The organism is Cupriavidus sp. YAF13, assembly GCF_052113425.1.
In the GTDB taxonomy this organism is placed as follows: domain Bacteria; phylum Pseudomonadota; class Gammaproteobacteria; order Burkholderiales; family Burkholderiaceae; genus Cupriavidus.
Window position 1 is genome coordinate 1 of record NZ_JBFRDD010000083.1, and the last position, 24,601, is coordinate 24,601.

Consider the following 24,601-nt stretch of genomic DNA (forward strand, 5'->3'; position numbering starts at 1 on the left):
GTCGGGATATTGAAGATCTTTGCCGCCTTGGCCAGGCCAACGACGTTGTTCTTCATCGCCTGGCGGTCCATCGACTGGACGCCGAAAGCCATCTGCGGTTGATGGTCGATGAAGATCAGCTGGCTGTTCTGCGGGGTGAGGACTTCAAGATTGGGATTGGACATTGCGTGCTCCTGTTGGGGGCGAGAGTATGGGCTGCCGCGGCACCGGCCGCCGCGACAGAGCCGCGTCGGGGCGGCTAGGCATAAGGGCCGCGACTGGCGTTTTTATCCGGATTGCGACCTGACGCAAGAATAGTCGGCGCTGTCGGCCGCGGCCATTGTCGATTCGTATTAGTCGTGCTCAGCCTTGGTTTCATCGCGACGCCGCCAGGCCGTGCCACAGCAAACGGGAATAGCTTCGCCGGCCCTTGCGGCGTGGGGAAACATAGGGCTGTGTGTGACTTTGATGTGGCGCAACCTGCATACTGGCCGGCTGGGGCTGGTTCCAAGATCCACGCCGAACTAACCCCATGGTATAACTACTCAGGATCCCGGCAATGTGCTGTAATGCAAGGTTTTGCGGGGGTCATGCCAAATTGGCGTGAGTGGGCCTGCCCAGACCCCGCGCACCGATGAGTGCACTGGAGATTGACTGTGACAATCAACAGCTTCGTAACCGCGGACACCAGTGCGAGTGATGAAGCGATGGTGCTRATCGTTGATGACGACGCGATGCTTCGCGGCGCGTTGGAGAACCTCTTCCGATCAGTCGGGATGCGTGTCGCACTGTTYGCATCCGCTGCCGAACTGCTAGCATTCGCGTTCCCGGACGCGCCCACTTGCCTTCTGCTCGATGTCAGGCTCCGCGGGCAGAGYGGCCTGGACCTACAGACCCGGCTGTCCCAAATGGACGTCCAGATCCCAATCATTTTCATGACTGGTTACGGCGACATCCCCATGACCGTTGCTGCCATGAAGGCCGGTGCCGAGGATTTTCTGGCGAAGCCATTCCGCGAGCAGGACCTGCTCGATGCCGTGGCGGCCGCCTTGCAAAAGGATCGGGATCGCCGCCATGGCATGCGTAAGCTGGATGAACTGCGAGCCAACTACCAGAGCCTGACGCCCCGTGAGGCCGAGGTCATGCGCATGGTGGTGACCGGTCTGCTGAACAAGCAGATCGCCAGCGAGCTAAGTCTTAGCGAGGTCACCGTGAAAATTCATCGCGGCCAGGCCATGCGCAAGATGAAGGCACGCACCTTTGCCGAACTTGTATTGATGGCGCAGCAGCTCGGCATTTGCGAGTCGCCGCATTGAGTCCTTGGGAAGAAGATCTGCTGTTCGGCAGAGTCAACAACCAGATTGCAACACGCGTCGAACGCCAGACCCGGTTCGTGATGCTGGTGAAGATTGCCAGCAAGAACTCTGAGGCTGTCGCTAACGCCCTGATCAAGCACGCTGGCAAGCTGCCGCAGGAATTGTGCAAGTCGCTGACTTGGGATCGTGGCACGGAGATGGCTGGTGGCCTATTCGCAAGCCAAGCTCAACGCCATCGCCAGGCGGCTAAATGAACGTCCGCGCAAGACACTAAACTTCGATACACCGGCTGAACGATTCCATCAACCTGTTGCATCGACCGGTTGAATCCGCAGTTGACTACGGAAGTTCGGAGCTGAGTCAGCGCGATCGAGCGCTGGCCGGCGACGATCTTCCGGGTTCGGCCACAAACGGTCGCTGGCTTGGTGATCATAGATTTGCGACAATCTGAGACGCTGCCGCCCATTTCGCGTGCTAAATCTCGGAGAAACTACGTTTGTCTACTCCATCGAAACTGCTTTTCTTGCCAGGCGCATCGGGAGACACTGCGTTCTGGCAGCCTCTCGCGAATCAGCTGACGACAGATGTCCAGAAGATGATTCTAGGGTATCCAGGATTCGGCCAAGAGCCCGCCGCTTCGGATGTCAATAACTTCAATGATCTCGTCCGGATGGTTGTATCTCACATTGACCAACCGACGGCTCTGATAGCCCAGTCGATGGGGGGTGTGATAGCAATCCGTGCGGCGCTCGAGAAACCCGAACTGGTAACTCATCTCGTTTTGACCGTGACGTCGGGAGGACTCAACACGCGAGAACTAGGGGCTCAAAACTGGCAGGAAGCGTTTGTCAATGCCAACCCGACCTATCCCAAGTGGTTTGTGTCATTTAACTCTAATCTGACGAGCGAAATCCGCAAGGTTTCACAGCCTACGCTTTTGCTTTGGGGGGATGCGGACCCAATCAGCCCCGTCGCTGTCGGCCAGCAGTTGCTTGAGCTACTTCCCCACGCGCACTTGCACGTAATTCCAGGCGGTAATCACGATCTGGCTCGCGATCACGCGCTAAAGCTCGCTCCTCTAATCGATGTCCACCTATCAAGTGGCAGTCTTGGATATTGAGCATCAAGCATGACAGTTGGTGTGTCGTTGTCTTGAGTCGCAAGTGAACGGCCGGGATCGGGAAAGGCGAGTGTTCCTTGTGGTGGTCGCATGAGGACTACCAGGATGCGGCTAACGCTTCGCTCGACTCATCGGACCTGTTGAGGCCGAGCACCGTTGTGCCCCAGCCCGCAAGCGGAACCCTCTCCGCATCAGTCGCCGTGCGCCGCCGGCGCGCCCAGGCTCACGTCGACGGGCCCGAGACCATCCGATAGCTCAGGGGGGCACACGCGGCGGCGATCGCGGCCGGCACCCGCCGCCGCAGCCAGGCGTGCGCCGGGTCGGCTGCGTGACGCGGATGCCATGTCATGACCACCGTCTCGCCGCGTGGCAGGAATGGCAGCGGCACCACCACGAGGCCGAGGCCGGGCGCCATCGCTCGCGCCAGTCGCTCGCTGAGCGTGGCGACGAAGTCGCCCCGTGCGGCGATGACAGGCGCGGCGCTGCACGTCAATGTACAACTGTGCTGCGTAGCGGTGCGCGGTCGCAGGGCGGGCGGCGAAAGGATGACCGGCGCGCACGACCGCGATCAGCGCTTGGGGGAACAGGTCAACGACTTCGATCTCCGGTTCTCGCGGCCTGCAACCGCCGAATCGACACCATGACCGTGAACAACCAACGACGCGAGTTCTTCCGCAAGGCCGGCGGCACCATCGGTGCCGCCTCCACCCTGACCGTGCTGCCGCCGTCCATCCGGCGGGCGCAGACGGTGCCGGCCACCGTCGAGACCCACATCATCCAGGACGTCAACCCCATGAGCACACACCAAGAACCGCCTCCGCACGTGCTGAAGAACGGCGAGGTCGAGATCCTGTACCGCCGCTTCGCCAACGGAACTCCCCTGATCCTGCTTCATGAGTTTCCGGACCAGGAAGGAACCTGCTCTGCACAGGTGGAGGATCTGGCGCGCGACCACCTCGTAGTTAGACCAAGGCTGCCCGGCTACCCGCCGAGGAGTGCACCGACGGATCCGGCGCAATATGCACTGCCGGTTCCTGCCGTGCTCGTGGGCCACGATTGGGGCGGCGCTTGCCCAGGTCTGCGCGTTGCGACGCCCGGACCTGGTGGCAGGTCTTGTCATGCTCAACGCTCCACCGCTGTCCCGCCTCGACTCGGTGGATTTCAGGTGATTCGCACACGCATGCTAATGGGGGCGATTTCAGCCGCCGCTTTCGCCGCTGCCACCAACCTTGCCTTGGCTACGGTCAATGACCATGTAGGACGGCCACCTGTCGGCACAGTTCAGCCGAACGGCAATGCCTGCAGCGAACTTGCGGGCGACCCGCTGGACAACGCGCGCGAAGCCGGCGGCACACTCTACGGGTATCGCGTCTGAGGGCGAGTTTCAATACTGGTCATTCGTGACCATAGAACAGCCCGGTCAACGTTCCGCCAAGAACTTGCATTGCGCGCCACTGGGCGAGTAAATGGCCCGCGACCGTCGCCTCCACGCAGATAGCGGATTTCCAATTACGAAACAGGGTTGAGCCGTTCTCGGCCCAGCGCACTAACGCCGAAGATCCTCCTGATTGCCGCAGACCCAGCCCAAATGAAGTGCGATACCCTCGTGCTCGCACGCCTCATTGCTCTGGTTTGGCTTGGCAGCAGTGCCATGGCGAAGCCCGCTTGTGGACGTACCCTCGATGGGGGGTTAGGATCCTCACGCAGGCCCACACACTTCAGGAGAACTCATGTTTGACCACGTCAAGTTCGGAGTCAGCGACTATGCAGCAAGCAAAGCGTTCTTTCTCAAGGCACTCGAACCGCTCGGCATAGCTATTGTCTCGGAGGGGCCGCCGACGTACGGTGTCGAGCTCAGCCCAAAGGGTAAGGCTTCATTGTGCCTGTACCAAGCCGAGGAGAAGCCAGCGCATCTTCACTTGGCGTTCACGGCCGAGAATCGCCAGCAGGTCGAAGCTTTCTATCGCGCGGCTCTGGAGGCGGGTGGCAAAGACAATGGTGCGCCTGGTCTGCGACCGCACTACCACGCGAACTACTATGCAGCGTTCGTCATTGGTCCGGACGGTCACAACATCGAAGTGGTTTGCCACGAACCCGGAGCCCTGACGTAATGTATCCCGCAGAACCTGCGAGATAAGTTGGACTGCGATGGGGCAGAAGCCCCCAATGTTGGCAGCTCACGAGATCGGCGCCGCTTTCCACGAAGTCGATCGGCAGTCCGCCGTGTCGAACTTCCGTCAGGTCACCCACGCATCCGCAACAGATCAGCGTAAGAGACCAGCTTGCGTTTCTCATTAGCAAGCGTCTTTCGTTTGGCCGCCGAGCGGGTTGGTTGGTCGCGCTCGAACTTGGCGGCGGCGCGTACGCCCTCCCGCGTGTAGGTCCGCGCGGCCTTGGCTTCCGCCTTCAGGCGTTCAGCCGCTAGTCGCGCTAGCATTGCGGAACGTGCCTCCGCCAGAGCGCCGCGGCCGAGCAGCAAGAACGCGGCCTCACCCACGCTGCGTGGCGCGGGACTATGGCGCCGCAGTCAATTCGCGCTCGAACTCACGGATCACCGGGTTGCCGAGGATGGCATCCCTTCCCGCTTCGATCAAGCGATCGACGTCCCTCTCGGGCAGATGAAGTCTGGTCGGCAGATCGTTCAGACTTGCAGCACGCTCCTTGTCGAGGGCCTCAAACGAGATCCGCGTGACGAAGAATTCGACTTCGTCGCACCGCCAGCCCGGGAGGCGTGCGGCGATTTCCTGCTGCCGGGAATGCGGCATCCCACACCGATAGGCCACGAGGTCGTCGCGCCATTGCTTCATCATGGGAACGAAAGCGTCATAGCTCATTCGAACGTTGGTCGCCATTGCCGCGTCGATGGCCGCGCTTGCGACTTCGATTCCGGATGGGCCAGCCTGGCTTTGGTTCCAATCGCCGCGTGGGCCCTGACCGGCGTCAACAACGATGAAAAGTTGCCGCCGCACCTTGATCGCGTCGCTCTCGCTCATGGGACCGTAAGCCGTGCCCAGCAGCAGGCGCGATTGCAGAATGGCGGCCAAGCCGTAGTTGTCGGTCACCCCGCCGTCGACCAGCTTGATGTACTTCCCCTTCGAAGTATCCCGGTGACCGCGAACGGCGTTTGCCAACGCGCCAAAGAGCAGCGATCGCCCAGGCGCCTGGGCCTGGTCAAGGTTCGGCAGCGGTGCACTACAAGCCTCGGGATGCTTTTGAAGGATGATCGGTGCGAAGAAAAGCGGGACCGCCATGGATGCGGCGACGGCCTCGGAAACGGGAAAGCTCGCAAGATCACTGCATAGTGCATCGAATGCCAACTGGCTGAACGGGAACGCAACCCGGTAGTAGACGTTCGTGGCGTTGATCCAAACGATTGGCTTGCCGCGGCGGAACATGTCGGCGTACGTCGCCCCCTTGAACACGTCTTCGTCGAGCCATGTCTGGAGATCTTTCCGATCGTTAAGACCCCCCGCGAAGAGGCGCACAAGGTTGACCGGATTCAAGAGACTGAACCGAAGTCCCGCCTCTCCGTCCTTCAAGAGCACCGATCGAAAGGTCGCAAGGCTGGCCTTGCCGTGCAGACCGTAATACGCAGCGGTGATGGAGCCTCCGGACACGCTACTAATGAATGCGACGTCCTCGAGCAGGGACGCGCCCCCGGTACCTCTCATGGCGTCGAGCCCCTGCAGCGCGCCGAAGGCGAAGGCTGCGGCTCGCGTGCCACCGCCGGAGAACGACATGGCGACGGTTGTCTGGCCGCCGACGTCCGTGGGTTCGCGCATGGCCGCGGATGCGCTGCCAGCCGCGGCCTGAGGCAGATTGCGCGGAGCATTGTGAGGAAGCGACCCGCAGGCACTGAGCCCCACGAGTAGAAGCAGCATCAGAGTGCGGTAGGCCCCGCCGCAGGCGTGTCGCTCTCTCGCTGCCCCGCCCATTCGCCAAGGCATGCTGCTCTTGCGGCGAAGAGTATGGTCATGTCGAAACTTCCACATTGGACTAGGTCAGAACGTGCTCGGCGTGGTGGCGGCCCGCAGGAAGGGAGGGGCGAGTTTGGTTGCCGCCAGGATCCGGTGTGTCCGGGTCCCTCTGAATATTACGGCATCTCCATGGAGGCTGCACGACCCGCAGATGGCGCCTGAGCAGCTTCGGGAGAAAGTTGGGGGGCGGACGAAGTCGATCAGGTACTGAATGCTAACTTGACCGACCTTGGTTGGTTCCCTTGGTGCCACGCCGCTAGCGGTCATATTCAATCTCCTCCAAGTTATCGGAGCCGCGACAGTCGGGATGGGTGTATTCGAGTTGAATGTGCGCCCCGACTCGCATGTAACATCGCCACCTAAGATTGCTCCGCAAAGCAACCTGGGCCTAGTGAGGTGGTGTCCGGCGCGAGCCAGGCGACGACATCCGTCCGACGCCAGCGCAAGGGAAAATTTGGGCCAAGATGAGCGGGTGGCGGCAGCGTATGCGGCTGTTTCCTGGCGCGGCGGCGAATGGTGGCAGAGCTGACCTTGAAGATGTTCGCAAGGTCGTGAGCGTCGAGGTAGGCAGTCGCTGGTAGGTGCATTCGGAGTATAGGTCGACCGTGGCTGCAACTGCCCGGTGGGAAATGCAGTCGGAGGCCCGCGGCGACCAGGGACGAACCTCGGGGAGCGGGGAGCTATCCCATTGAGCTGAGGGGCGGCACTTTGATGTATGCGAGTCTGGCGATTTGGCAACCAGGGCAGACACGCCGGCATGGGTTGGCCGCACCGAGTCTTTGGGCACGCAGCAAGAAGACGAGGCCCCCTTGGGAGTCCTCGTCAAGTTCAATTTATGCTATCTCGATGGCTGAGCAGGCATTTGACGTCCTTGAAGCCTTCGGGCCGCGGAAGCTCTCGCGGTAGGCGCTCCCAGCAGGAGTCCGCCACCGGGCATGTCAATGCGCCGGCGTGGGGAGGTAGCCCCTCTGCAAGGACTTTCATATCCAAGGTCAGCTATCGTCCACCAAGCGTCTATACTGCATTCGTTGCTTCATTGCGGAATGAACTATGGAATACGCTCCCAGCATCAGCCAGATGGCCGGCCTGCTTGCCGACCCGGGACGAGCCGCCATGTTGTGGGCGCTGATGGACGGCAGCGCCCGCCCGGCCGGCGAGCTTGCGGCCATCGCCGGCTTGTCGGCATCGTCCACCAGCGGCCACCTGGCGCGGCTCAGTGAAGGCGGCCTGCTCGCCGTGCAGACGCGCGGGCGCAATCGCTACTACCGGCTCGCCACGCCGGAGATCGGCGTCGCCATCGAGGCGCTGGCCAGTGCGTCGCTGGCCAGCCAGCCGCCGCGCGTGCGCGCGGTGCCCGCGTCGCGTACCGCGCCGGCGGCCTTGCGCCAGGCGCGCACCTGCTATGACCACCTGGCGGGCGAGCTTGCGGTTTCCCTGTTCGAACGCATGTCGCATGCCAACTGGATCGTGGTGGACGGCACGGCGGTGGACCTCACCGACAGCGGCAGCGCGGGCATGGTGCAGCTTGGCGTGGACCTGGATCTGGCGCGCCGTAAGCGGCGGCAGTTTGCCTGCACCTGCCCCGACTGGAGCGAGCGCAAGCCGCACCTTGGCGGCGCGCTTGGCGCGGCGCTGCTCGATAGCATGATGGCCAACAGCTGGATCGAGCCCACGACCACATCGCGTGCGCTGCGCGTGACGCCGCGCGGGCAACGCGAGATCCTGCGCATTGCCGGCTGAGCACAGGCTCAGCCGTGGACAGCACCATGTTCCGTTTTCAATGCGCCGAGCCGGCGCCGCACCGATGGAGGGTTGATGCAATGAGCGACGAATTGAGTAACGACGCGCGCGAGGCGCTCTGGCGCCTGATTGAGCTGATCGACTTCGACGACGCAGCCATGGCGGAGAAGCACCAGATGCTGTTCGAAGAAGCGCTCGCCAACTCGGACGACGCGGATGCGGTCGAAGGCCAGGAGCTGCTCTGGATCCTGAAGGACGTGATCGACTGGGAAGCGGGCTTCTATGTGGACTGGAAAGACGCCGCGTCCTTCATCAGCTGCATGGACGAGCTGTGCGCCAGGGTCGATATCGAGCTGGACTGGGGCGTGGAGGATCCAGAGGACGAGGAGTTCCTGGAGAAGGCCAGCGTGCCGGACCTGATGGAACTGGCTCATGAGCAGTTGCGGCTGGCCGGCATCACGCTCTGGAACTGGAACACCGATGGCGATGCCTATGCAGGCTGGATCGCCCGCGGCGAGGATGATGAAGAAATGACCACCGTGGCCGAAACGCTGGGGCTGGAGATAAGGACCGGCGACCAGGCGTATTGAGGCTGCGGCGCTGGCCCGGGTCACGCCGCGGCCTCAGCCAGTGGTCCCCACGCCAACCGCGCCCTGCCGATCCGTGGCGCCCAAGGTGCGCTCCAGCACATCGAGAAATGCCCTCACGCTGGCCGGCATCAGCTTGCGCGCGGGCATCAGCACAAACACCTTCAGCGGCGACGACGTGTACGCCGGCAGCACCCGCACAAGGCGCCCCTGTTCCAGTTCATCCTGCGCGTAGCGTGGCGAGAGCCGGGCCACGCCAAGGCCGTCGGTCGCGGCTTTCAGGCGGATCTCCGCGCTCTGCGTGCGCATGCGCGGCTCCACCGCCATGCTGGCTACCTCCACGCCATCGCGCTGGAATTCCCAGCGCCGGTCCTCGGCATCGCCCAGCATGGGCCAGCCGGCCAGTTCCTGTGGCGTGCGCGGCAAGCCGCGCGCGCGGATCAGCGATGGCGCGGCAAAAAAAGCACGCTCGATGCGCACCACCCGCTTGCTGGCAAAGGAGCTGTCGTGCAGGCCGGTGGTCGTCATCACGAAGGCCAGGTCGTAGCCTTGCTCGACCAGGTCGGGCTGCTCCCAGCTCACGTCGACCTGCACACGCAGCTCGGGATGCAGCCGCAGCAGCTGCGTGAGGATGGGCGAGATGTGCAGGGAGCCGACCTCGTAGGGTGTGGAAATGCGCAGCGTTCCACTGACTTGCTCGCTGACCGACACCGCCTCGGCGCTGATTTCGCGCAGCTCGTTGAAGAGGGGCGCGACCCGGTCGTAGAGTTGCTGGCCCCGCTCTGTCACCCGCACGCGGCGCGTGGTGCGCTCGAACAGGCGCACGCCCAGCTGCACTTCGAGCCGCGACACCGCCGCGCTGGCGGATGACTTCGGCACGTCCGCCAGATCCGCGCCCTTGGTGAAACTGGCGCCCTCCACCACCCGGCAGAAAATCTCCCAGTCCTTCCATTCGATCGTCTTCATTCGCCATCCCCGTGCCACATGGCGCGCATCGCGAGTCGTGCGCGGCAATGTGAGGGATTGTCCCATGCGGCGAACAATGACGCCCCGGCGACTAGCGGGCAGAGTTGCCTCCAATTCTTTCCTTGACTATTTACATCGTAAATCTACACTGTAAATCATCGTTGCCGAAGCATCGTTGCTGCAGAAGGCAACATGCTTCAATCGGCACACGCACTGATCGCCTCACCCCACCAGATATGGCAAGAAACCTCACCCAGGAAGAGATCGACGCGTTCAAGGCCCGCCTGTGCGCGGTAGCGGAGCGGCGCTTCGCCGAAGGCGGCGTGGCCAGCGTGAGCATGCGCCAGCTCGCCGAGGAACTGGGCTGCAGCCCGATGACGCCCTACCGTTACTTCAAGGACAAGGACGACATCCTGGCGACGGTGCGCACGGCCGCATTCGACCGTTTCGCCGCCACCCTTGAGGCCGCCGGTGCCAGCGTTGCCGAGCCACGCGAACGCGCGCGCGCCGTGGGCGAGGCCTATCTCGCCTTTGCCTTTGCCGAGCCCAATGCTTACCGGCTGATGTTCGACATGACCCAGCCGGACGACGATCGCTACCCCGACCTGGAGCGCGCCGGCTCGCGAGCGCGCCGCACCATGAGCGCGCACCTGGAGACCATGGCGGAGCGCGGCCTGATCCATGGCGACCCGCAGGTGCTGAGCTATGTGATCTGGGCCTCGATCCACGGGCTGGTGATGCTGCGCCTGGCCGGCAAGCTGCCCGGCGACCCCGATTTCCGCGTCATCCACGCCGAGATGTTGCGGCTGCTGGCTTCGGGCATGCGCGCGCCGATGCCCGAAGCCAGTTTAGAAGCGGGTCACGACGCAGATCACGAAGCCGTTAGCGAATCCGTTAGCGAACCCGTCCCCCCAGCTACGCCAAAGCCAATCCGGCAGCAGCGCAAAAGGAGCTCCCAATGAGCCAGCCGTTCCCGTCCACGCCCTATCTCAGCGGCAACTTCGCCCCCATCCTGATGGAGTGCGATGCGCCCGACCTGCCGGTGCTTGGCGAGCTGCCGCGCGCGCTGCGCGGCACGCTCTACCGCAACGGGCCAAACCCGCAGTACGCCCCGCGCGATTCGCATTACCACTGGTTCATCGGCGACGGCATGGTGCACGCCTTCCACATCGAGGACGGCCGCGTGCGCTACCGCAACCGCTGGGTACGCACCAACAAGTTCCAGCGCGAGCAGGCCGCGGGGCAGGCGCTGTTCGGCAGCTGGGGCAACCCGGCCACCACCGACCCGTCAGTGCTCGGGCAAAACGACGGCGTGGCCAACACTAATATCCTCAGCCACGCCGGCCGCCTGCTGGCGCTGGAAGAAGCCGACCTGCCGGTGGAGCTGGACGCCCAGACCCTGGCCACGCGCGGCGACGTCGACTACGGCGGCAAGCTCACCGGCGCCATGACCGCGCACCCCAAGGTGGACCCGGTGACCGGCGAGATGGTGTTCTTCGCGTATTCGGCCGATGGCCCCTTCACCCCCGGCATGCGCTACGGCGTGGTGGATCGCAACGGGCAGCTGCAGCGCCTCGACCATTTCGAAGCGCCGTTTCCCAGCATGGTCCACGATTTCATGGTCACGCAGAAGCATGTGCTGTTTCCCATCCTGCCACTCACCGGCAGCATGGAGCGCGCCATGCGCGGCGAGCCAGCTTACGCGTGGGAGCCGCAAAAGGGCTCGCACATCGGCATCATGCCGCGCAATGGCGGCACCACGCAGATGCGCTGGTTCCGCGGCGAGGCCTGCTACGTGTTTCACGTGATGAATGCCTGGGACGCCGGCAACAAGGTCATCGCCGACGTGATGCAGTATGAGTCCTCTCCCATTTTCAATCCCAACGGCAGCGGCACCGGCGCTCGGCTGTGCCGCTGGACCTTCGACATGGCCGGCAAGTCAGACACGTTCACGCGCGAATACCTGGACGACACGGCGGGCGAGTTCCCGCGCTTCGACGAGCGCGTCTCCACGCTGCCTTATCACCATGGCTACTACGCGTTCCGCCAGTACGAGAGCAGCGAGCGTGGCAGCTACGACAGCCTGGCCCACGTGGACCTGCGCAGCGGCAAGCGCGCCACCTACCAGTTGCCCGAGGGCGATGCCTTCTCCGAACCCGTGTTTGTGCCGCGCGCAGCCGACAGCGCCGAAGGCGATGGCTGGCTGCTGGCCACCGTCTACCGGGGCGTGCAGGCGCGCAGCGACCTGGTAGTGCTGGATGCCAGCGCAATTGCCAATGGGCCGGTTGCCACGGTACAGCTTTCGCACCGCGTGCCGTTCGGCTTTCATGGCAACTGGTGCGGCGCGGACTGATCCCGCAGCAAGACACGCATCGACATCCACTGCCTGGCGGCCGGGCTTGATTCTGGCCGCAAAACCGACCCAAGGAGAACAGCATGGGAATGCTGATTGGATTTGCCCCGTTCGCCGCTTTTTTCGTCGCCATGCGGTGTGTCTCGCCGCTGGCCGGCCTGGCCGCGGCCTTCGTGGTCTCGCTGCTCCTGTGCCTGCGCATGTGGCGGCGCGGCGAATCGCTCAAGGTGCTGGAGCTTGGCAGCCTGGCCCTGTTCGCGCTGCTGCTGCTCTATACCGTCAGCGCCGCGCCGCAATGGACGGTGGCCACGGTGCGGCTCGCGGTGGATGCCGGCCTGCTGGCGATCGTGCTGGTCTCGCTGGCGATCGGACGCCCGTTCACGCTGCAATATGCCCGCGAACAGGTGCCCAAGGAATACTGGGAATCGCCGCGCTTCCTGGCGGTGAACCGGCATATCTCGCTGGCGTGGGCCGCCGCGCTGGCGGTGATGGTGGCCGCCGACGCGGCGGCGGAGTACGTCAGCACCATCCCGTTGTGGGTCGATGTCGCGGCGACGGTGGCTGCGTTCGCCGGCGCCGTCATCTTCACGGTGCGCTACCCGGCGGCCGTGCGGCGGGCGGCCGAGGCCGCGGCGTCGGCCACGCCGGGCCGGCCGCTGGCATAGCCGGGTAGCAACCCGGCCCCACAGGCTTCTGGTGCGTTTCTCCCCGAACTGTGGCAAATTTCCCGCACGGAGAACGGGAGGAGCTTTTGCCATGAACCCAAGCACCAGTGCCGGCCTGTTGCGAGCGCGCGATGGCAGCAAAGCCCGCGTGACCGAAGGCGAGCTGTTCTTCGACCTGATCTACGCCTTTGCCATCACGCAGCTGTCGCACCTGTTGCTTCACCATCCCGGCCCAGGGGGCGCGCTGCAGACGCTGATCCTCTGGTTCGCGGTCTGGCTGGGCTGGCAATACACCTGCTGGGTCACCAACTGGTTCGATCCCGATGCCATGCCGGTGCGGCTGCTGTTGTTCGCGGTGATGGCACTCGGGCTGTTGATGGCCGCCAGCCTGCCGGAGGCCTTTGGCGCGCGCGGCCTGCTGTTTGCGCTGTCCTATGTCTGCATCCAGGTCGGACGCACGGTGGCGGTCCTGCTGATGCTGGGCCGCGGCCATCCGCTGTTTGCCAACTTCCGGCGCATGGGCTGCTGGCTGGCCATCTCCGGCGCGCTGTGGATTGCGGGCGGCATCGCGGCGGGCGAGCTGCGCTTGCTGCTGTGGCTGCTGGCGGTGGCCTGCGAATATGTCTCGCCCATGGCCGGCTTCGCCATGCCGGGGCTGGGACGCTCCAGCTTTGCCGACTGGCGCAGCGCCGATGGCGGGCATATCGCGGAGCGTTGCCAGTTGTTCGTGATCCTGGCGCTGGGCGAATCCGTGCTGGTCACCGGCGGCACGCTGGGCAGCGCCAGCCAGTGGGATATCCCGGTGGTGATCGCGGTGCTGGTCTGCTTTCTGGGCAGCGTGGCGATGTGGTGGGTGTATTTCGATACCAGCGCCGAGGCCGCCAGCCACGCGCTGGAGCACGCGCGCGAGCCGGGCCAGATGGCCGCCTACCTGCATTACGTGCACGTGCTGCTGATCGCCGGCATCATCGTCAGCGCGGCGGCCGACGACCTGGTGATCGCGGAGCCGGACCACCACGTCGGCATGGCGTCCGGCACGCTGCTGCTAGCCGGCCCGGCCATCTACCTGATCGGCAACGCGCTCTATAAGCGGGTGATCTACGGGAACATCCCGCTCTCGCACCTGGTCGGGCTGGGGCTGCTGGCCTTGCTGGTGCCGGTGGCCCCGTTGACCGACCTGCTGATGGCAGGCGGCCTGACCAGCGCTGTGATGTGCGTGGTAGCGGCATGGGAGAGCGTGTCGCGCCGGCGCGGGCGGCGCGCCGGCACAGCGGGGAAATMGGCAGCCTAGGCGGCCTGCGCGGCCTAGGCTGCCGTCGCCGGGCCTCAGTGCTCGAACATGATCACGGAGCGCGCCAGTTCGCCGCGCCGCAGTTCGTCAAAGGCCTCGTTGATGTTCTCCAGCGGCATGCGGCGCGAGATCAGCTCGTCCAGCTTGAGCTTGCCCGACAGGTAAAAATCAACCAGCCGCGGCATGTCCACCGGGAAGCGGTTGGAGCCCATCATCGAGCCCTGGATGCGCTTCTCGGCCAGGAAGTCCGTGCCCTTGATCTCGATCTTCACGCCCGGCGCGATCATGCCGATCACCGTGGCGGTGCCGCCGCGGCGCAGCATGGAGAAGGCTTGCTCGGCGGTCTGCTTCAGGCCGATGGCTTCGAACGCATGGTGCACGCCGCCGCGGGTCAGCTCGCGCACGGCTTCCACCGCGTCCACGTCAGCCGCGTTGATCACATCGGTCGCGCCGAATTGCCTGGCAAGCTCGAGCTTGCCGGGCACCCGGTCGATCGCGATGATGCGGCCCGCGCCGGCAATGGCCGCGCTGTTGATGGTGGCCAGGCCAATGCCGCCGCAACCGATCACGGCCACGGTCTCGCCCGGGCTCACGCGCGCGGTGTGGATGACCGCGCCCATGCCGGTGGTCACCGCGCAGCCGATCAGCGCGGCGCGGTCCAGCGGCATATCGCGGCGGATGGCCACCAGCGCGTGCTCGTGGATCAGCATCTGCTCGGCAAAGGCCGACAGGTTCAGGAACTGGTTCATCGGCCCGCCCTTGGCCGCCAGCAGGCGCGGCTCCTCGCCCTCGCGGCGCTTGGTGTCGGGCTCCACGCACAGCGACAGGTGGCCGGTCAGGCAGTGCTCGCAATGGCCGCAATAGGCCGACAGGCAAGTGATCACGTGATCGCCGGGCTTGACCGTGCGCACTTCGGAACCCACCTGCTCGACCACGCCGGCCGCCTCGTGCCCAAGCACCACCGGCATCGGAAAGGGATAGGCGCCGTCTAGAAAATGCAGGTCCGAGTGGCAAACGCCTACCGCCGCCGTGCGCAGCAGCACCTCGTGCGGGCCCGGCTTGCCAATGGCGACGTCTTCGATCACAAGCGGGGTCTTGGGTTGATGCAGGACAGCGGCTTTCATGGGTCTCCTCGTTGTTCGATCTTGCTTGGCACAATTCGCTACGATTCCCGGCCCGGCAAGGGCGGCGGCACGGCTACCATACAACCGAAACGCCGTTCAGTGAAGCCATAAAACAGCGCCGCCCTCGGCCTGCCGCCCGTCCGGGCGCCCGAGGATCAGGAATGCGGCGCCGCCTTGCCCTGTTGCGCGGGCGCCGGCTCCGCAGCAACAGCAACAGCAGCCGCAGCAACCGGCTCCGCGTTGCGCCGCTGGTGGTACTTGCGCAGGATCTGCTGCGCGATCGACAGCCGCGAGCCCACCGGCACCGGGAACCGCACCAGCGCATCGAGCCGGTCCGCCGCCATGGCTTCGAACATCACGCGCGGCTCGAACTGCGAGAGATCGAGAAAGCGCGAGCCGCCGTACTCCTGCAGGCTGTGCCGGGCTTCGGCCAGGAAGCCGGCGCACACCTCTTCCGTGATCGCGATCAGGTCGGCCTCGACGCGGTCGGGGTCGCTCTTCTCGGGCAACGGGATGCGCAGCGTGTCCAGGGTGTACTTGCCGGCCTGGGAGTGGTTGCGCACGGCGACCGTCAGCAACATGCTGTTGGGAATCTGCACCGTGGAACCGGTGAACTGGCGCGCGCCGGCAATCTCCACCAGCGTGGTGGTGAGCGCGTCCATGTCCACCACCTCGCCGGAATGCGGGCCGATCTCGACGATATCGCCAAGCTGGAAGGGGCGCGCCATCATGCGCAGGAAGGCGCCAAGGAAACACATCACCAGTTCCTTGCCGCCGATCACCAGGGCCACCGCGAAGGCGGTCAGCGAGATCGCCACGCTCTTGAGCTCGGACACCCAGATGCCCAGCAGCAGCAGGAACACCACCGCGGCGACCGCATTGCGCGAAGCCACGGTCCAGGTGCGATAGCTGCCGCGGTTGTCCTTGTCCGCCTGCTGGCGGCTCTGGAAAAAGCGGTTGATGAACTTCACGGCCAGCATGCCGGCCAGCACGATGCCGACGCTAAGCGCGATGTGTAGAAGATAGCTGTCGTTGAAGGGCAGGTTCATGAGGATCGGTCCGGATACCGCGAGGATGCAAACCCCAGATTCTAGCCATGCCGCACTGCAACCAGCGCAAAACCTGCCGCGGCCCCACCCCGCGCCTTTCGCCAGGCGGCTTTTTCTCTTATGATGCCGCCCAATGTACCAGCCGGTAAATGTATTGCCTTGCATCCCGCCTTGCACTGGCCGGGCCCGGTCGGATGCGGGCGGCGTCAGTCATTGCGGGCCACGCCGGCGCATCCGGCTTCCGCGCTCCAAATTCTCTTATCCATGACCAGCCAGCAACCCGTCTCCCACCCTCCGCCCCCCGCCCTGCGCCGCACCTTGCGCGCGCGCCATCTCACCATGATCGCCATCGGCGGCTCGATCGGCACCGGGCTGTTCGTGGCCTCCGGCGCCACCATCGCGCAGGCCGGCCCGGGCGGCGCGCTGGCGGCGTACATCCTGATCGGCGCCATGGTGTACTTCCTGATGACCAGCCTGGGCGAGCTGGCGGCGTACATGCCGGTGTCGGGATCGTTCGCCACCTATGGCGCGCTCTACGTGGAGGAAGGCTTCGGCTTCGCGCTGGGCTGGAACTACTGGTACAACTGGGCGGTGACCATCGCCGTGGAACTGGCGGCGGCGCAGCTGGTGATGCAATACTGGTTCCCGGACACGCCCGGGCTGCTCTGGAGCGCGCTGTTCCTCATGCTGATGTTCCTGCTCAACGCCATCTCCGTGCGCGGCTTTGGCGAGGCCGAATACTGGTTCGCGCTGGTCAAGGTGGTGACGGTGATCGCGTTTATCGTCATTGGCGTGCTGATGATCTTCGGCATCCTGCACGGCGATACGGGCGGCGTGCCGGCCGGGCTGGTAAACCTGACGGCAGGCGACGCGCCCTTCGTCGGCGGCCTGCCGGCGATGATCGGCGTGGCCATGATCGCAGGCTTCTCCTTCCAGGGCACCGAGCTGATCGGCGTGGCCGCCGGTGAATCGGCCGATCCCGCCAAGAACATCCCGCGCGCCGTGCGCCAGGTGTTCTGGCGCATCCTGCTGTTCTATGTGCTGGCGATCCTGATCATCGGCATCCTGATTCCCTACACCGATCCCAGCCTGCTCAAGAGCGATGTGGAAACGGTGGGCGTGAGCCCGTTCACGCTGGTGTTCCGCCATGCGGGACTGGCATTTGCCGCCGGGGTGATGAACGCGGTGATCCTGACCGCCGTGCTGTCGGCCGGCAACTCCGGCATGTACGCCTCCACCCGCATGCTCTACAACCTGGCGACCGAAGGCCGCGCGCCGCGCATCTTCGCACGCCTCACGCGCAACGGCGTACCGCTGGCGGCACTGCTGGCCACCACCGCGGTGGGCGCGCTGTGCTTCCTGACCTCCATGTTCGAGAGCAAGTCGGTCTACCTGTGGCTGCTGAACTTGTCGGGCATGACCGGCTTCATCGCCTGGCTCGGCATCGCCATCAGCCACTACCGCTTCCGCCGCGGCTTTGTCGCGCAAGGGCTGGACCTGTCCCGCCTGCCGTATCGCTCGCCCTTCTTCCCGTACGGCCCGATCTTTGCCTTTGCGTTGTGCCTGATCGTCACCCTGGGCCAGAACTACCAGGCCTTCATGGACGGCAAGATCGACTGGGTGGCAGTGACCGCCACCTATATCGGCATCCCGATCTTCCTCGCCATCTGGCTGGGCTACCGCCTCGTGCGCAAGACCCGCTTCGTGCGCTACGCCGACATGCAATTTCCGCCGCTGCCGCCGGCCCGCGGCACGCAAGCAACCGGCTCCGTCTTTCCCGCCACGGCGACCGGCGAATAAAGAATACGCGCGTTCCCCCAAGACGCTCCATTGCGAGAAATCGGTTTTGCGCGAATCGTTGCTGGATCTGCCGTGAAGCCTCGCGCGGTGGAACGCCTCTTGGTGACTCCCCTCGATGCCAGAGAATCAAAGGTGTGAAGAGGCGGGCAGGGGATATGGAGAGGAAGCACGGGAAAGCCGTTCGCGCGATGTACAGTCGCGATAACAGCGATCGTAGTACGCTGCGTAATCCTCGAGATAGTCGCGATCGATATAGTCGGGTTCAACCACGATGGTGGCGGTGCCCAGTGCTGCGAAATACGCTTCAAGCACCGGCCTCAATGGCACGAATTGGCACGATTCCTATGTCACTTTGATGACTGTGACTCCGGCTCCACGGCATGCCCGACGGATGAAATGTGATGCGAGGCAGCCACACGGACCCTTAAGGCGTAGCCCGTGGCAAAATTGCTTCGCTCGGTCGCCCTGGCCAGCTCACCGGTACGACAGCTGCAGAGGCATTATGTCTGACGCATCCGGTCCGGAAACACCAAAGATAGCTACCGACTTGAGAGTAGAGCACGGCAGATGAACTCATTGTTTTCCTTCGGCACTGAGACGGGCGTCGGCTTCCAGGTCGCATGGGAGGACGGCGATCGCGTTGTGGGTCGAGGCTGGCGCCTCGGCCCGGATGGCGAACCGAAGGCCGTGCTGGCCGTGTGGCCCGCAGCCAAGCACCCGCTGCCCTCTAGCCTCGCTCGCCTCGCACACGAATACGGCTTGAAGGATGAGCTGGACGGCAGTTGGGCCGTACGGCCGCTAGAGCTTGTGCGGGAACATGGTCGGACTGTTTTGCTGCTTGAGGACCCCGGCGGTGAGCCGCTTGCTCGGCTACTGGGCGCCCCCATGGCGATGGGCCGTTTCTTCTGCCTGGCCATCAGCATCACCAGCAGCCTGGACCAGTTCCACCAGCGGGGGCTTATACACAAGGACATCAAGCCGGCCCATATCCTGGTCAACGATGCCCTTGGCGAGGCGCGGCTCACGGGCTTTGGCATTGCCTCGCGCCTGTCGCGCGAGCTACGGGCGCCACCGGGAGAGATCGCCGGCACGCTGGCCTACATGGCCCCCGAGCAGACCGGACGCATGAACCGGTCAATCGACGCGCGGAGCGACCTCTATTCGCTCGGCGTCACGTTCTATCAAATGCTCACGGGCGTGCTTCCGTTTGCCACCGACGACCCGATGGATCTGTTGCACAGCCATCTCGCCCGGCAGCCAGTGCCGCCGGTGGAGCGGGTACCGTCGATCCCGGCCTTGCTCTGCGCCATGGTGATGAAGCTGCTCGCCAAGACGGCGGAGGAGCGCTACCAGACGGCAGCCGGGCTGGAGGCCGATCTACGGCGCAGCCTGACCGCATGGGAGAGCCTGGGACGCGTTGACTCCTTCCCGCTTGGCGAGCATGACCTCCCTGATCGGCCGTTGATTCCGGAACGGCTCTACGGACGGGAGCGCGAAATTGAGACCTTGCTCGCTGTCTTCCATCGGGTGGTGACCCAGGGCACGCCAGAGATTGTGCTGGTCTCCGGCTACGCCGGTATTGGGAAGACCTCAGTCGTGCTTGCGTTGCGCAGCGCACTGGCTCTCAGGAATGGCCTCTTTGCCTCGGGCAAGTTCGATCAGTACAAGCGAGACATCCCGTATGCGACGTTGGCACAGGCTTTCCAGCATCTGATCCGCTCACTACTGGGCAAGAGCGAGGCCGACCTGGCGCCATGGCGCGCTGCATTGGCGGAGGCGCTTGGCCCGAATGGCGGCCTCATGGTGCCGCTCATACCCGAACTCGGGCTGATTCTGGGGCCGCAGGCGCCGGTTCCGGAGTTGCCGCCACGCGACGAACAGCATCGATTCCAGATGGTTTTCCAGCGCTTGCTTGCCGTCTTTGCCCAACCCGCGCATCCGCTGGCACTCTTTCTCGACGACCTGCAGTGGGTGGATGCGGCAACACTTGATCTGCTCGAGTATCTGGCGACCCAGCCGGAGGTACGCCACGTGCTGCTTATCGGAGCCTATCGGAATAACGACGTCAAGCCCGGACATCCGTTGCTATTGCGATTGTCGGCAATCCGCCAGGCCGGAGGGCGGGTAAATGACATCGCACTTTCCCCCCTTGGATTCGACGATGTAAGCAGACTCGTCGCCGATGCCTTGCATTGTGTACCAGGGGACGCCGCACCTCTGGCCCGCCTGGTGCAGGAGAAGACCGGCGGTAACCCATTTTTTGCCATCCAGTTCCTCACCGCCCTGACCGAAGAGGGGCTGCTCGTTTTCGATCATCGTGGCGCGCGCTGGTCTTGGGACCTTGAGCAGATTCGGGCCAAGGGATTCACCGACAATGTGGCCGATCTCATGCTCGTCAAGCTGAGGCGCCTTCCCGCGGCGACCCGCAACGCTCTGAAGCAATTGGCGTGTCTCGGCAATGACGCGACGATTGCTATCCTGGCCATGGTCCAGGATGCCAGCAAGGCGGAGCTGGACGCAGCTCTGTGGCCGGCGGTACGCGCCGGACTTGTGTTGCGTTTGGGAAATACCTACAGATTCCTGCACGATCGTATCCAGGAGGCGGCCTACGCGCTGATTCCCGAAGGCGCGCGGCCGGCAGCGCACCTCGCTATTGGCAGACGGCTCGCCGCGGGCACGCCGCCTGAGGCAATAGCGGAGCGTGTCTTCGATATCGTCGGCCAGCTCAACTGCGGCGCCGACCTCATCACCGCGGCCGAGGAGCGGGAGCAAGTAGCTGAGCTGAATCTGCTCGCAGGCCAGCGCGCCAAGGCGTCCACGGCCTACGCCTCGGCGCTGACCTTCCTCACCGCCGGTGCAGCGCTCGTGCAGGGGGACGCCTGGAAGCACCGGCCCAAGTTTGCTTTCGCGCTCGAGTTCCATCGTGCCGAATGCGAATTTCTCACCGGCGCCTCGGCTGCGGCGGAATCGCGCCTGGCCGAGCTCGCGCGCCGCGCCACCAGCCTCCCCGATTTGGCCGCCGTCACGCAACTGCGTCTGGAGCTGTTTCTGGCGCTTGGCCAGCGTGAGCGCGCCGTCGAGGTGGGCCTCGACTACCTGCACCGCGCTGGCGTCCAGTGTTCGGCGCATCCAACGAACGAGGAGGTCCAACAGGAACACGACCGGATATGGCGGCAGCTTGGCGACCGCCCAATTGACGCGCTGCTCGACTTGCCGCTCATGACCGATGCGGTCGCGTGTGGGACGATGGACGTCCTCACCGCTCTCATGCCGCCGGCCTGGTACACCGACGTGAATCTGAGCGCCCTTATCATCGGCCGGATGGCGAACCTCAGCCTTGAGCATGGCAACAGCGACGCGTCGTGCCTCGGCTATGCTTGGCTCGGCATGATCCTCGGGCCTCAGTCCGGCGATTACGAGGCCGCATTCCGCTTCGGCCAGCTCGGTCTGAACCTGGTGGAGCAGCGCGGGCTGGACCGGCTCCAGGCCCGCGTCTATCAGGTTTTTGGGGGGCATGTGATGCAATGGACACGCCCCCTGCGTACCGCACGCAGCCTGGTGCGGCGCGCTTTCGACGTAGCCAACCAGCTCGGCGACCGCACCTTCACGTCCTTCGCGCGTAACAACCTCATCACGCATTTACTGGCCTGCGGCGATCCGCTCGCCGAGGTGCAGAATGAGGCCGAGGCCACGATTGGCTTCGCGCGCGAGGTGCGGTTCGCTCTCGTTGTCGACCGGGTTGCCCCCCAGCTTCAATTCGCCCGAACACTTCGCGGCCTGACGCCGACCTTCGGCTTCTTCAATGATGCCGATTTCAACGAGGAGCAGTTTGAGCGGTATCTGGATGAGGCTCCAGTCCCCGCGCTCGCCACCTGCTGGTACTGGATCCGTAAATTGCAGGCACGGTTCTTCGCCGACGACTACGCAGCTGCGATAACGGCGGCAGACAGCGCTGAACAACTTCTCTGGACGTCGCCATCGTTCTTCGAGCAGGCGGAATACCACTTTTACGCCGCGCTGGCGCGGGCCGGGTGTTGCGGCACGTCCGCCGCGCCAGAACGGAACCAGCACCTGGAGGCATTGGCCGCCCATCATCGCCAGCTCCTGATCTGGGCCGAGCATTGCCCAGAGAATTTCGAGGACCGCGCCACATTGGTTGGCGCCGAAATCGCCCGCCTAGGTTGGCGAGAAGTTGATGCAATGGACCTCTACGAGCAGGCCATCCGCGCCGCCCGGGACAATCATTTCATCCATAACCAGGCACTCGCCAACGAGTTGGCCGGGCGATTCTATGCTGCACGTGGCTTCGAGAAAATTGCCCGCGTCTATTTGGAGGACGCCCGCCATGGCTATCTCCGCTGGGGCGCCGGCGGTAAGGTACGGCAACTCGATGCGATGTATCCGCACCTCTGGGGGGAAGAGCGGCCGCCCGCGACGACGACGATCGGGGCGCCGGTCGAACACCTGGACCTCGCCACCGTGATTGCCGTGTCGCAGGCGGTGTCGGGCGAGATCGTCCTGGACAAATTACTCGACACCCTCATGCGCACCGCGATTGAACAGGCCGGCGCGGAACGGGGGCTCCTGATCCTGCTCCGAGGGGCCGAGCAGCGCGTCGCCGCAGAGGCTACGACCGGTGGCGATACTGTCACGGTGCAGCTTCGCGACGAGAGCGTGACTGCGACTGCCCTGCCGGTATCGATACTTCGCTATGTCCTGCGCACCCGCGAGAACGTCATTCTTGACAATGCCGCGACACAGAAGCCATTTTCCGCCGATCCGTACATTTTGCGGCATCATTCCCGATCGATTCTCTGCCTGCCGTTGCTCACGCAGGCCAAGCTCATCGGGGTGCTCTATCTCGAGAACAACCTCGCGCCACGCGTCTTCGCGCCGAGCCGGACTGCCGTGTTGAAGATGCTCGCCTCGCAGGCCGCGGCCGCGCTGGAGATTACTTGTTTGTACCGGGATCTTGCGCAACGCGAGGCGAAGATCCAGCGCCTGGTTGAGGCCAACATCATCGGAATCTTTATCTGGCACTTCGATGGCCGAATCATCGAGGCCAATGACGCGTTCCTGCGCATGCTGGGCTACGACCGCGAGGACCTCGCCTCAGCCCCCTTGCGCTGGACGGACCTGACGCCCCCGGATTGGTGCGAGCGCGATGCACGGTTGGTCCAAGAGCTTAGGCTGAACGGAACCTTGCCGCCGTTCGAGAAGGAGTTCTTCCGCAAGGACGGCAGTCGGATACCCGTCCTGATGGGCGGTGCGACCTTCGAGGAGAATGGGGACCAGGGTGTCTCATTCGTACTTGATCTGACCGAGCGCAAGCGCGCCGAAGTAGCGCTGCACCAGGCACAGGCCGAACTGACACACGTGACCCGCGTGACGACGTTGAACGCGCTGACCGCCACGATCGCTCACGAGGTCAACCAGCCGTTGGCCGCCATCGTGACCAACGCCAATGCGGCCCTGCGCTGGCTCGCTCGCCAGCCACCCGATCTGGCCGAGGTGCGAGATACATTGGGGCGCATCGTTCAGGATGGCCATCGGGCTGGCGCAGTGATTGGAGGCATGCGTGCGCTGCTTAAGAAGACGGCCGCCGTCACGGCGCGCCTTGACATGAACACTCTTGTCGAAGACACGATTGGTCTCATCCGGGGAGAGGTAAGCCGCCATCAAATCCTGCTCCAGACGGAGCTGGCGCCTGACCTGCCGCCGGTTGTGGGTGACCGGGTGCAGTTGCAGCAGGTGCTCCTGAACCTGATGATGAATAGCATCGAGGCAATGAAAGAGGTGGCAGAGCGGCCGCGGGAACTCCTGATTCGGTCGCGCCTCGACGCATCGGGGACTGTGCTGATTGCCGTTCAGGATGCTGGCATCGGGCTGGAGCCGGAAGATCTGGAGCGGGTTTTCCAGACCTTCTTCACTACCAAGGCGGTGGGTCTGGGCATGGGTCTGGCGATCTGCCGGTTAATCATCGAGGCACATGGAGGGCGGCTGTGGGCGAGCCCCAATGTGCCTTGCGGGGCTGTGTTTCAGTTCACCCTGCCGCCTCAAGACTAGACGCCTCTCGCCGACCGCGGGAGGCTGCAGGGACTCAAAGCGGCGTCGCAAATGCCGAGTTGCTGTGCCATCAATACAAGCTCGGCAAAGGTGCGTGCCTTCATCTTGCGCATGGCCTGGCCGCGATGAATCTTCACGGTGACCTCGCTGATACCAAGCTCGCCGGCGATCTGCTTATTCAGCAGACCGGTTACCGCCATGCGCATGACCTCGGCCTCACGCGGCGTCAGGCTCTGGTAGTTGGCTCGCAGTTCATCCAGCTTACGCATGCCATGGCGGCGATCCCGATCCTTTTGCAAGGCGGCCGCCACGGCATCGAGCAGGTCCTGCTCGCGGAATGGCTTCGCCAGAAAATCCTCAGCACCAGCCTTCATGGCAGCAACGGTCATGGGGATGTCGCCGTAACCAGTCATAAAAATGATTGGGATCTGGATGTCCATTTGGGACAGCCGAGTCTGTAGGTCCAGGCCGCTCTGCCCGCGGAGCCTGACATCGAGCAGAAGGCAAGTGGGCGCGTCCGGGAACGCGAATGCTAGCAGTTCGGCAGCGGATGCGAACAGTGCGACAC

The 24,601-nt window shown here is 64.2% G+C and carries 18 protein-coding genes and 2 pseudogenes; 14 read left to right on the forward strand and 6 right to left on the reverse strand.

Annotated elements, in window-relative coordinates:
- A pseudogene (locus tag AB4061_RS37810) lies at positions 1–164 on the reverse strand (hydrolase); the annotation flags it as partial.
- 522 nt (positions 165–686) lie between these two features.
- Here AB4061_RS37810 and AB4061_RS37815 point away from each other — a divergent pair.
- The 6 genes and pseudogenes from AB4061_RS37815 to AB4061_RS37840 all read left to right on the forward strand — a co-directional run bounded on the left by AB4061_RS37815 (position 687) and on the right by AB4061_RS37840 (position 4,526).
- Positions 687–1,295 (forward strand): response regulator transcription factor, encoded by a 609-nt coding sequence (locus AB4061_RS37815; RefSeq protein WP_441641231.1) that lies wholly within the window; start codon positions 687–689, stop codon positions 1,293–1,295.
- Positions 1,296–1,300: 5 nt separating this feature from the next.
- Positions 1,301–1,622 (forward strand): annotated as a pseudogene (locus AB4061_RS37820) (transposase); the annotation flags it as partial.
- A 169-nt stretch (positions 1,623–1,791) separates the two neighbouring features.
- Positions 1,792–2,415, forward strand: a complete 624-nt coding sequence (locus tag AB4061_RS37825; RefSeq protein ID WP_441641215.1) for an alpha/beta fold hydrolase — start codon at positions 1,792–1,794, stop codon at positions 2,413–2,415.
- A 347-nt stretch (positions 2,416–2,762) separates the two neighbouring features.
- Entirely contained in the window at positions 2,763–3,059 is a 297-nt protein-coding gene (locus tag AB4061_RS37830; RefSeq protein WP_441641216.1) for a hypothetical protein, read from the forward strand.
- Positions 3,056–3,790 (forward strand): alpha/beta fold hydrolase, encoded by a 735-nt coding sequence (locus tag AB4061_RS37835; RefSeq protein ID WP_441641217.1) that lies wholly within the window; start codon positions 3,056–3,058, stop codon positions 3,788–3,790. The genes AB4061_RS37830 and AB4061_RS37835 overlap by 4 nt, the downstream gene beginning before the upstream one ends.
- Before the next feature lie 355 nt (positions 3,791–4,145).
- On the forward strand, positions 4,146–4,526 hold the full coding sequence (locus AB4061_RS37840) for a VOC family protein (RefSeq protein WP_441641218.1): 381 nt from the start codon (positions 4,146–4,148) through the stop codon (positions 4,524–4,526).
- Positions 4,527–4,928: 402 nt separating this feature from the next.
- On the opposite strand, the gene AB4061_RS37845 is transcribed toward AB4061_RS37840, so the two are convergent.
- Positions 4,929–6,197 (reverse strand): patatin-like phospholipase family protein, encoded by a 1,269-nt coding sequence (locus tag AB4061_RS37845; protein WP_441641219.1) that lies wholly within the window; start codon positions 6,195–6,197, stop codon positions 4,929–4,931.
- A 1,245-nt stretch (positions 6,198–7,442) separates the two neighbouring features.
- Between AB4061_RS37845 and AB4061_RS37850 the strand changes: the two genes are divergently transcribed.
- Together AB4061_RS37850 and AB4061_RS37855 are read left to right on the forward strand one after the other, a co-directional pair.
- Positions 7,443–8,132, forward strand: coding sequence for an ArsR/SmtB family transcription factor (locus tag AB4061_RS37850; protein ID WP_441641220.1), 690 nt, complete (start codon positions 7,443–7,445; stop codon positions 8,130–8,132).
- 80 nt (positions 8,133–8,212) lie between these two features.
- Positions 8,213–8,722 (forward strand): DUF6630 family protein, encoded by a 510-nt coding sequence (locus AB4061_RS37855; protein ID WP_441641221.1) that lies wholly within the window; start codon positions 8,213–8,215, stop codon positions 8,720–8,722.
- Between the two features lie 33 nt (positions 8,723–8,755).
- Here the strand turns inward: AB4061_RS37855 and AB4061_RS37860 are convergent, their stop codons facing one another.
- Positions 8,756–9,685: a LysR family transcriptional regulator gene (locus AB4061_RS37860; RefSeq protein WP_441641222.1), complete on the reverse strand. Its 930-nt coding sequence runs from the start codon at positions 9,683–9,685 to the stop codon at positions 8,756–8,758.
- Between the two features lie 236 nt (positions 9,686–9,921).
- On the opposite strand from AB4061_RS37860, the gene AB4061_RS37865 reads away from it, so the two are divergent.
- From AB4061_RS37865 to AB4061_RS37880, 4 genes are all read left to right on the forward strand, one after another.
- Positions 9,922–10,647 (forward strand): TetR/AcrR family transcriptional regulator, encoded by a 726-nt coding sequence (locus AB4061_RS37865; RefSeq protein WP_441641223.1) that lies wholly within the window; start codon positions 9,922–9,924, stop codon positions 10,645–10,647.
- Positions 10,644–12,038, forward strand: coding sequence for a carotenoid oxygenase family protein (locus AB4061_RS37870; protein WP_441641224.1), 1,395 nt, complete (start codon positions 10,644–10,646; stop codon positions 12,036–12,038). Before AB4061_RS37865 ends, AB4061_RS37870 begins: the two co-directional genes overlap by 4 nt.
- An 83-nt stretch (positions 12,039–12,121) precedes the next feature.
- Positions 12,122–12,703 (forward strand): hypothetical protein, encoded by a 582-nt coding sequence (locus AB4061_RS37875; RefSeq protein ID WP_441641225.1) that lies wholly within the window; start codon positions 12,122–12,124, stop codon positions 12,701–12,703.
- Positions 12,704–12,794: 91 nt separating this feature from the next.
- Positions 12,795–13,994 (forward strand): low temperature requirement protein A, encoded by a 1,200-nt coding sequence (locus AB4061_RS37880; protein WP_441641226.1) that lies wholly within the window; start codon positions 12,795–12,797, stop codon positions 13,992–13,994.
- Positions 13,995–14,029: 35 nt separating this feature from the next.
- On the opposite strand, the gene AB4061_RS37885 is transcribed toward AB4061_RS37880, so the two are convergent.
- Both AB4061_RS37885 and AB4061_RS37890 read right to left on the reverse strand, forming a co-directional pair.
- Positions 14,030–15,118, reverse strand: coding sequence for a Zn-dependent alcohol dehydrogenase (locus AB4061_RS37885; protein WP_150985147.1), 1,089 nt, complete (start codon positions 15,116–15,118; stop codon positions 14,030–14,032).
- Between the two features lie 155 nt (positions 15,119–15,273).
- Positions 15,274–16,167 carry a mechanosensitive ion channel family protein gene (locus AB4061_RS37890; RefSeq protein WP_441641227.1) on the reverse strand — a complete coding sequence of 298 codons (894 nt, stop codon included), beginning with the start codon at positions 16,165–16,167 and terminating at the stop codon, positions 15,274–15,276.
- Between the two features lie 264 nt (positions 16,168–16,431).
- Between AB4061_RS37890 and AB4061_RS37895 the strand changes: the two genes are divergently transcribed.
- Both AB4061_RS37895 and AB4061_RS37900 read left to right on the forward strand, forming a co-directional pair.
- Positions 16,432–17,967 (forward strand): amino acid permease, encoded by a 1,536-nt coding sequence (locus AB4061_RS37895; RefSeq protein ID WP_441641228.1) that lies wholly within the window; start codon positions 16,432–16,434, stop codon positions 17,965–17,967.
- 567 nt (positions 17,968–18,534) lie between these two features.
- A complete protein-coding gene (locus AB4061_RS37900) occupies positions 18,535–24,033 on the forward strand; it encodes an AAA family ATPase (RefSeq protein WP_441641229.1) in 5,499 nt (1,832 codons plus the stop codon).
- Here AB4061_RS37900 and AB4061_RS37905 read toward each other — a convergent pair.
- On the reverse strand, positions 24,030–24,601 hold a 572-nt coding region (locus tag AB4061_RS37905; RefSeq protein ID WP_441641230.1), incomplete at its 5' end, for a response regulator transcription factor. The two genes, AB4061_RS37900 and AB4061_RS37905, sit on opposite strands and share 4 nt — an antisense overlap.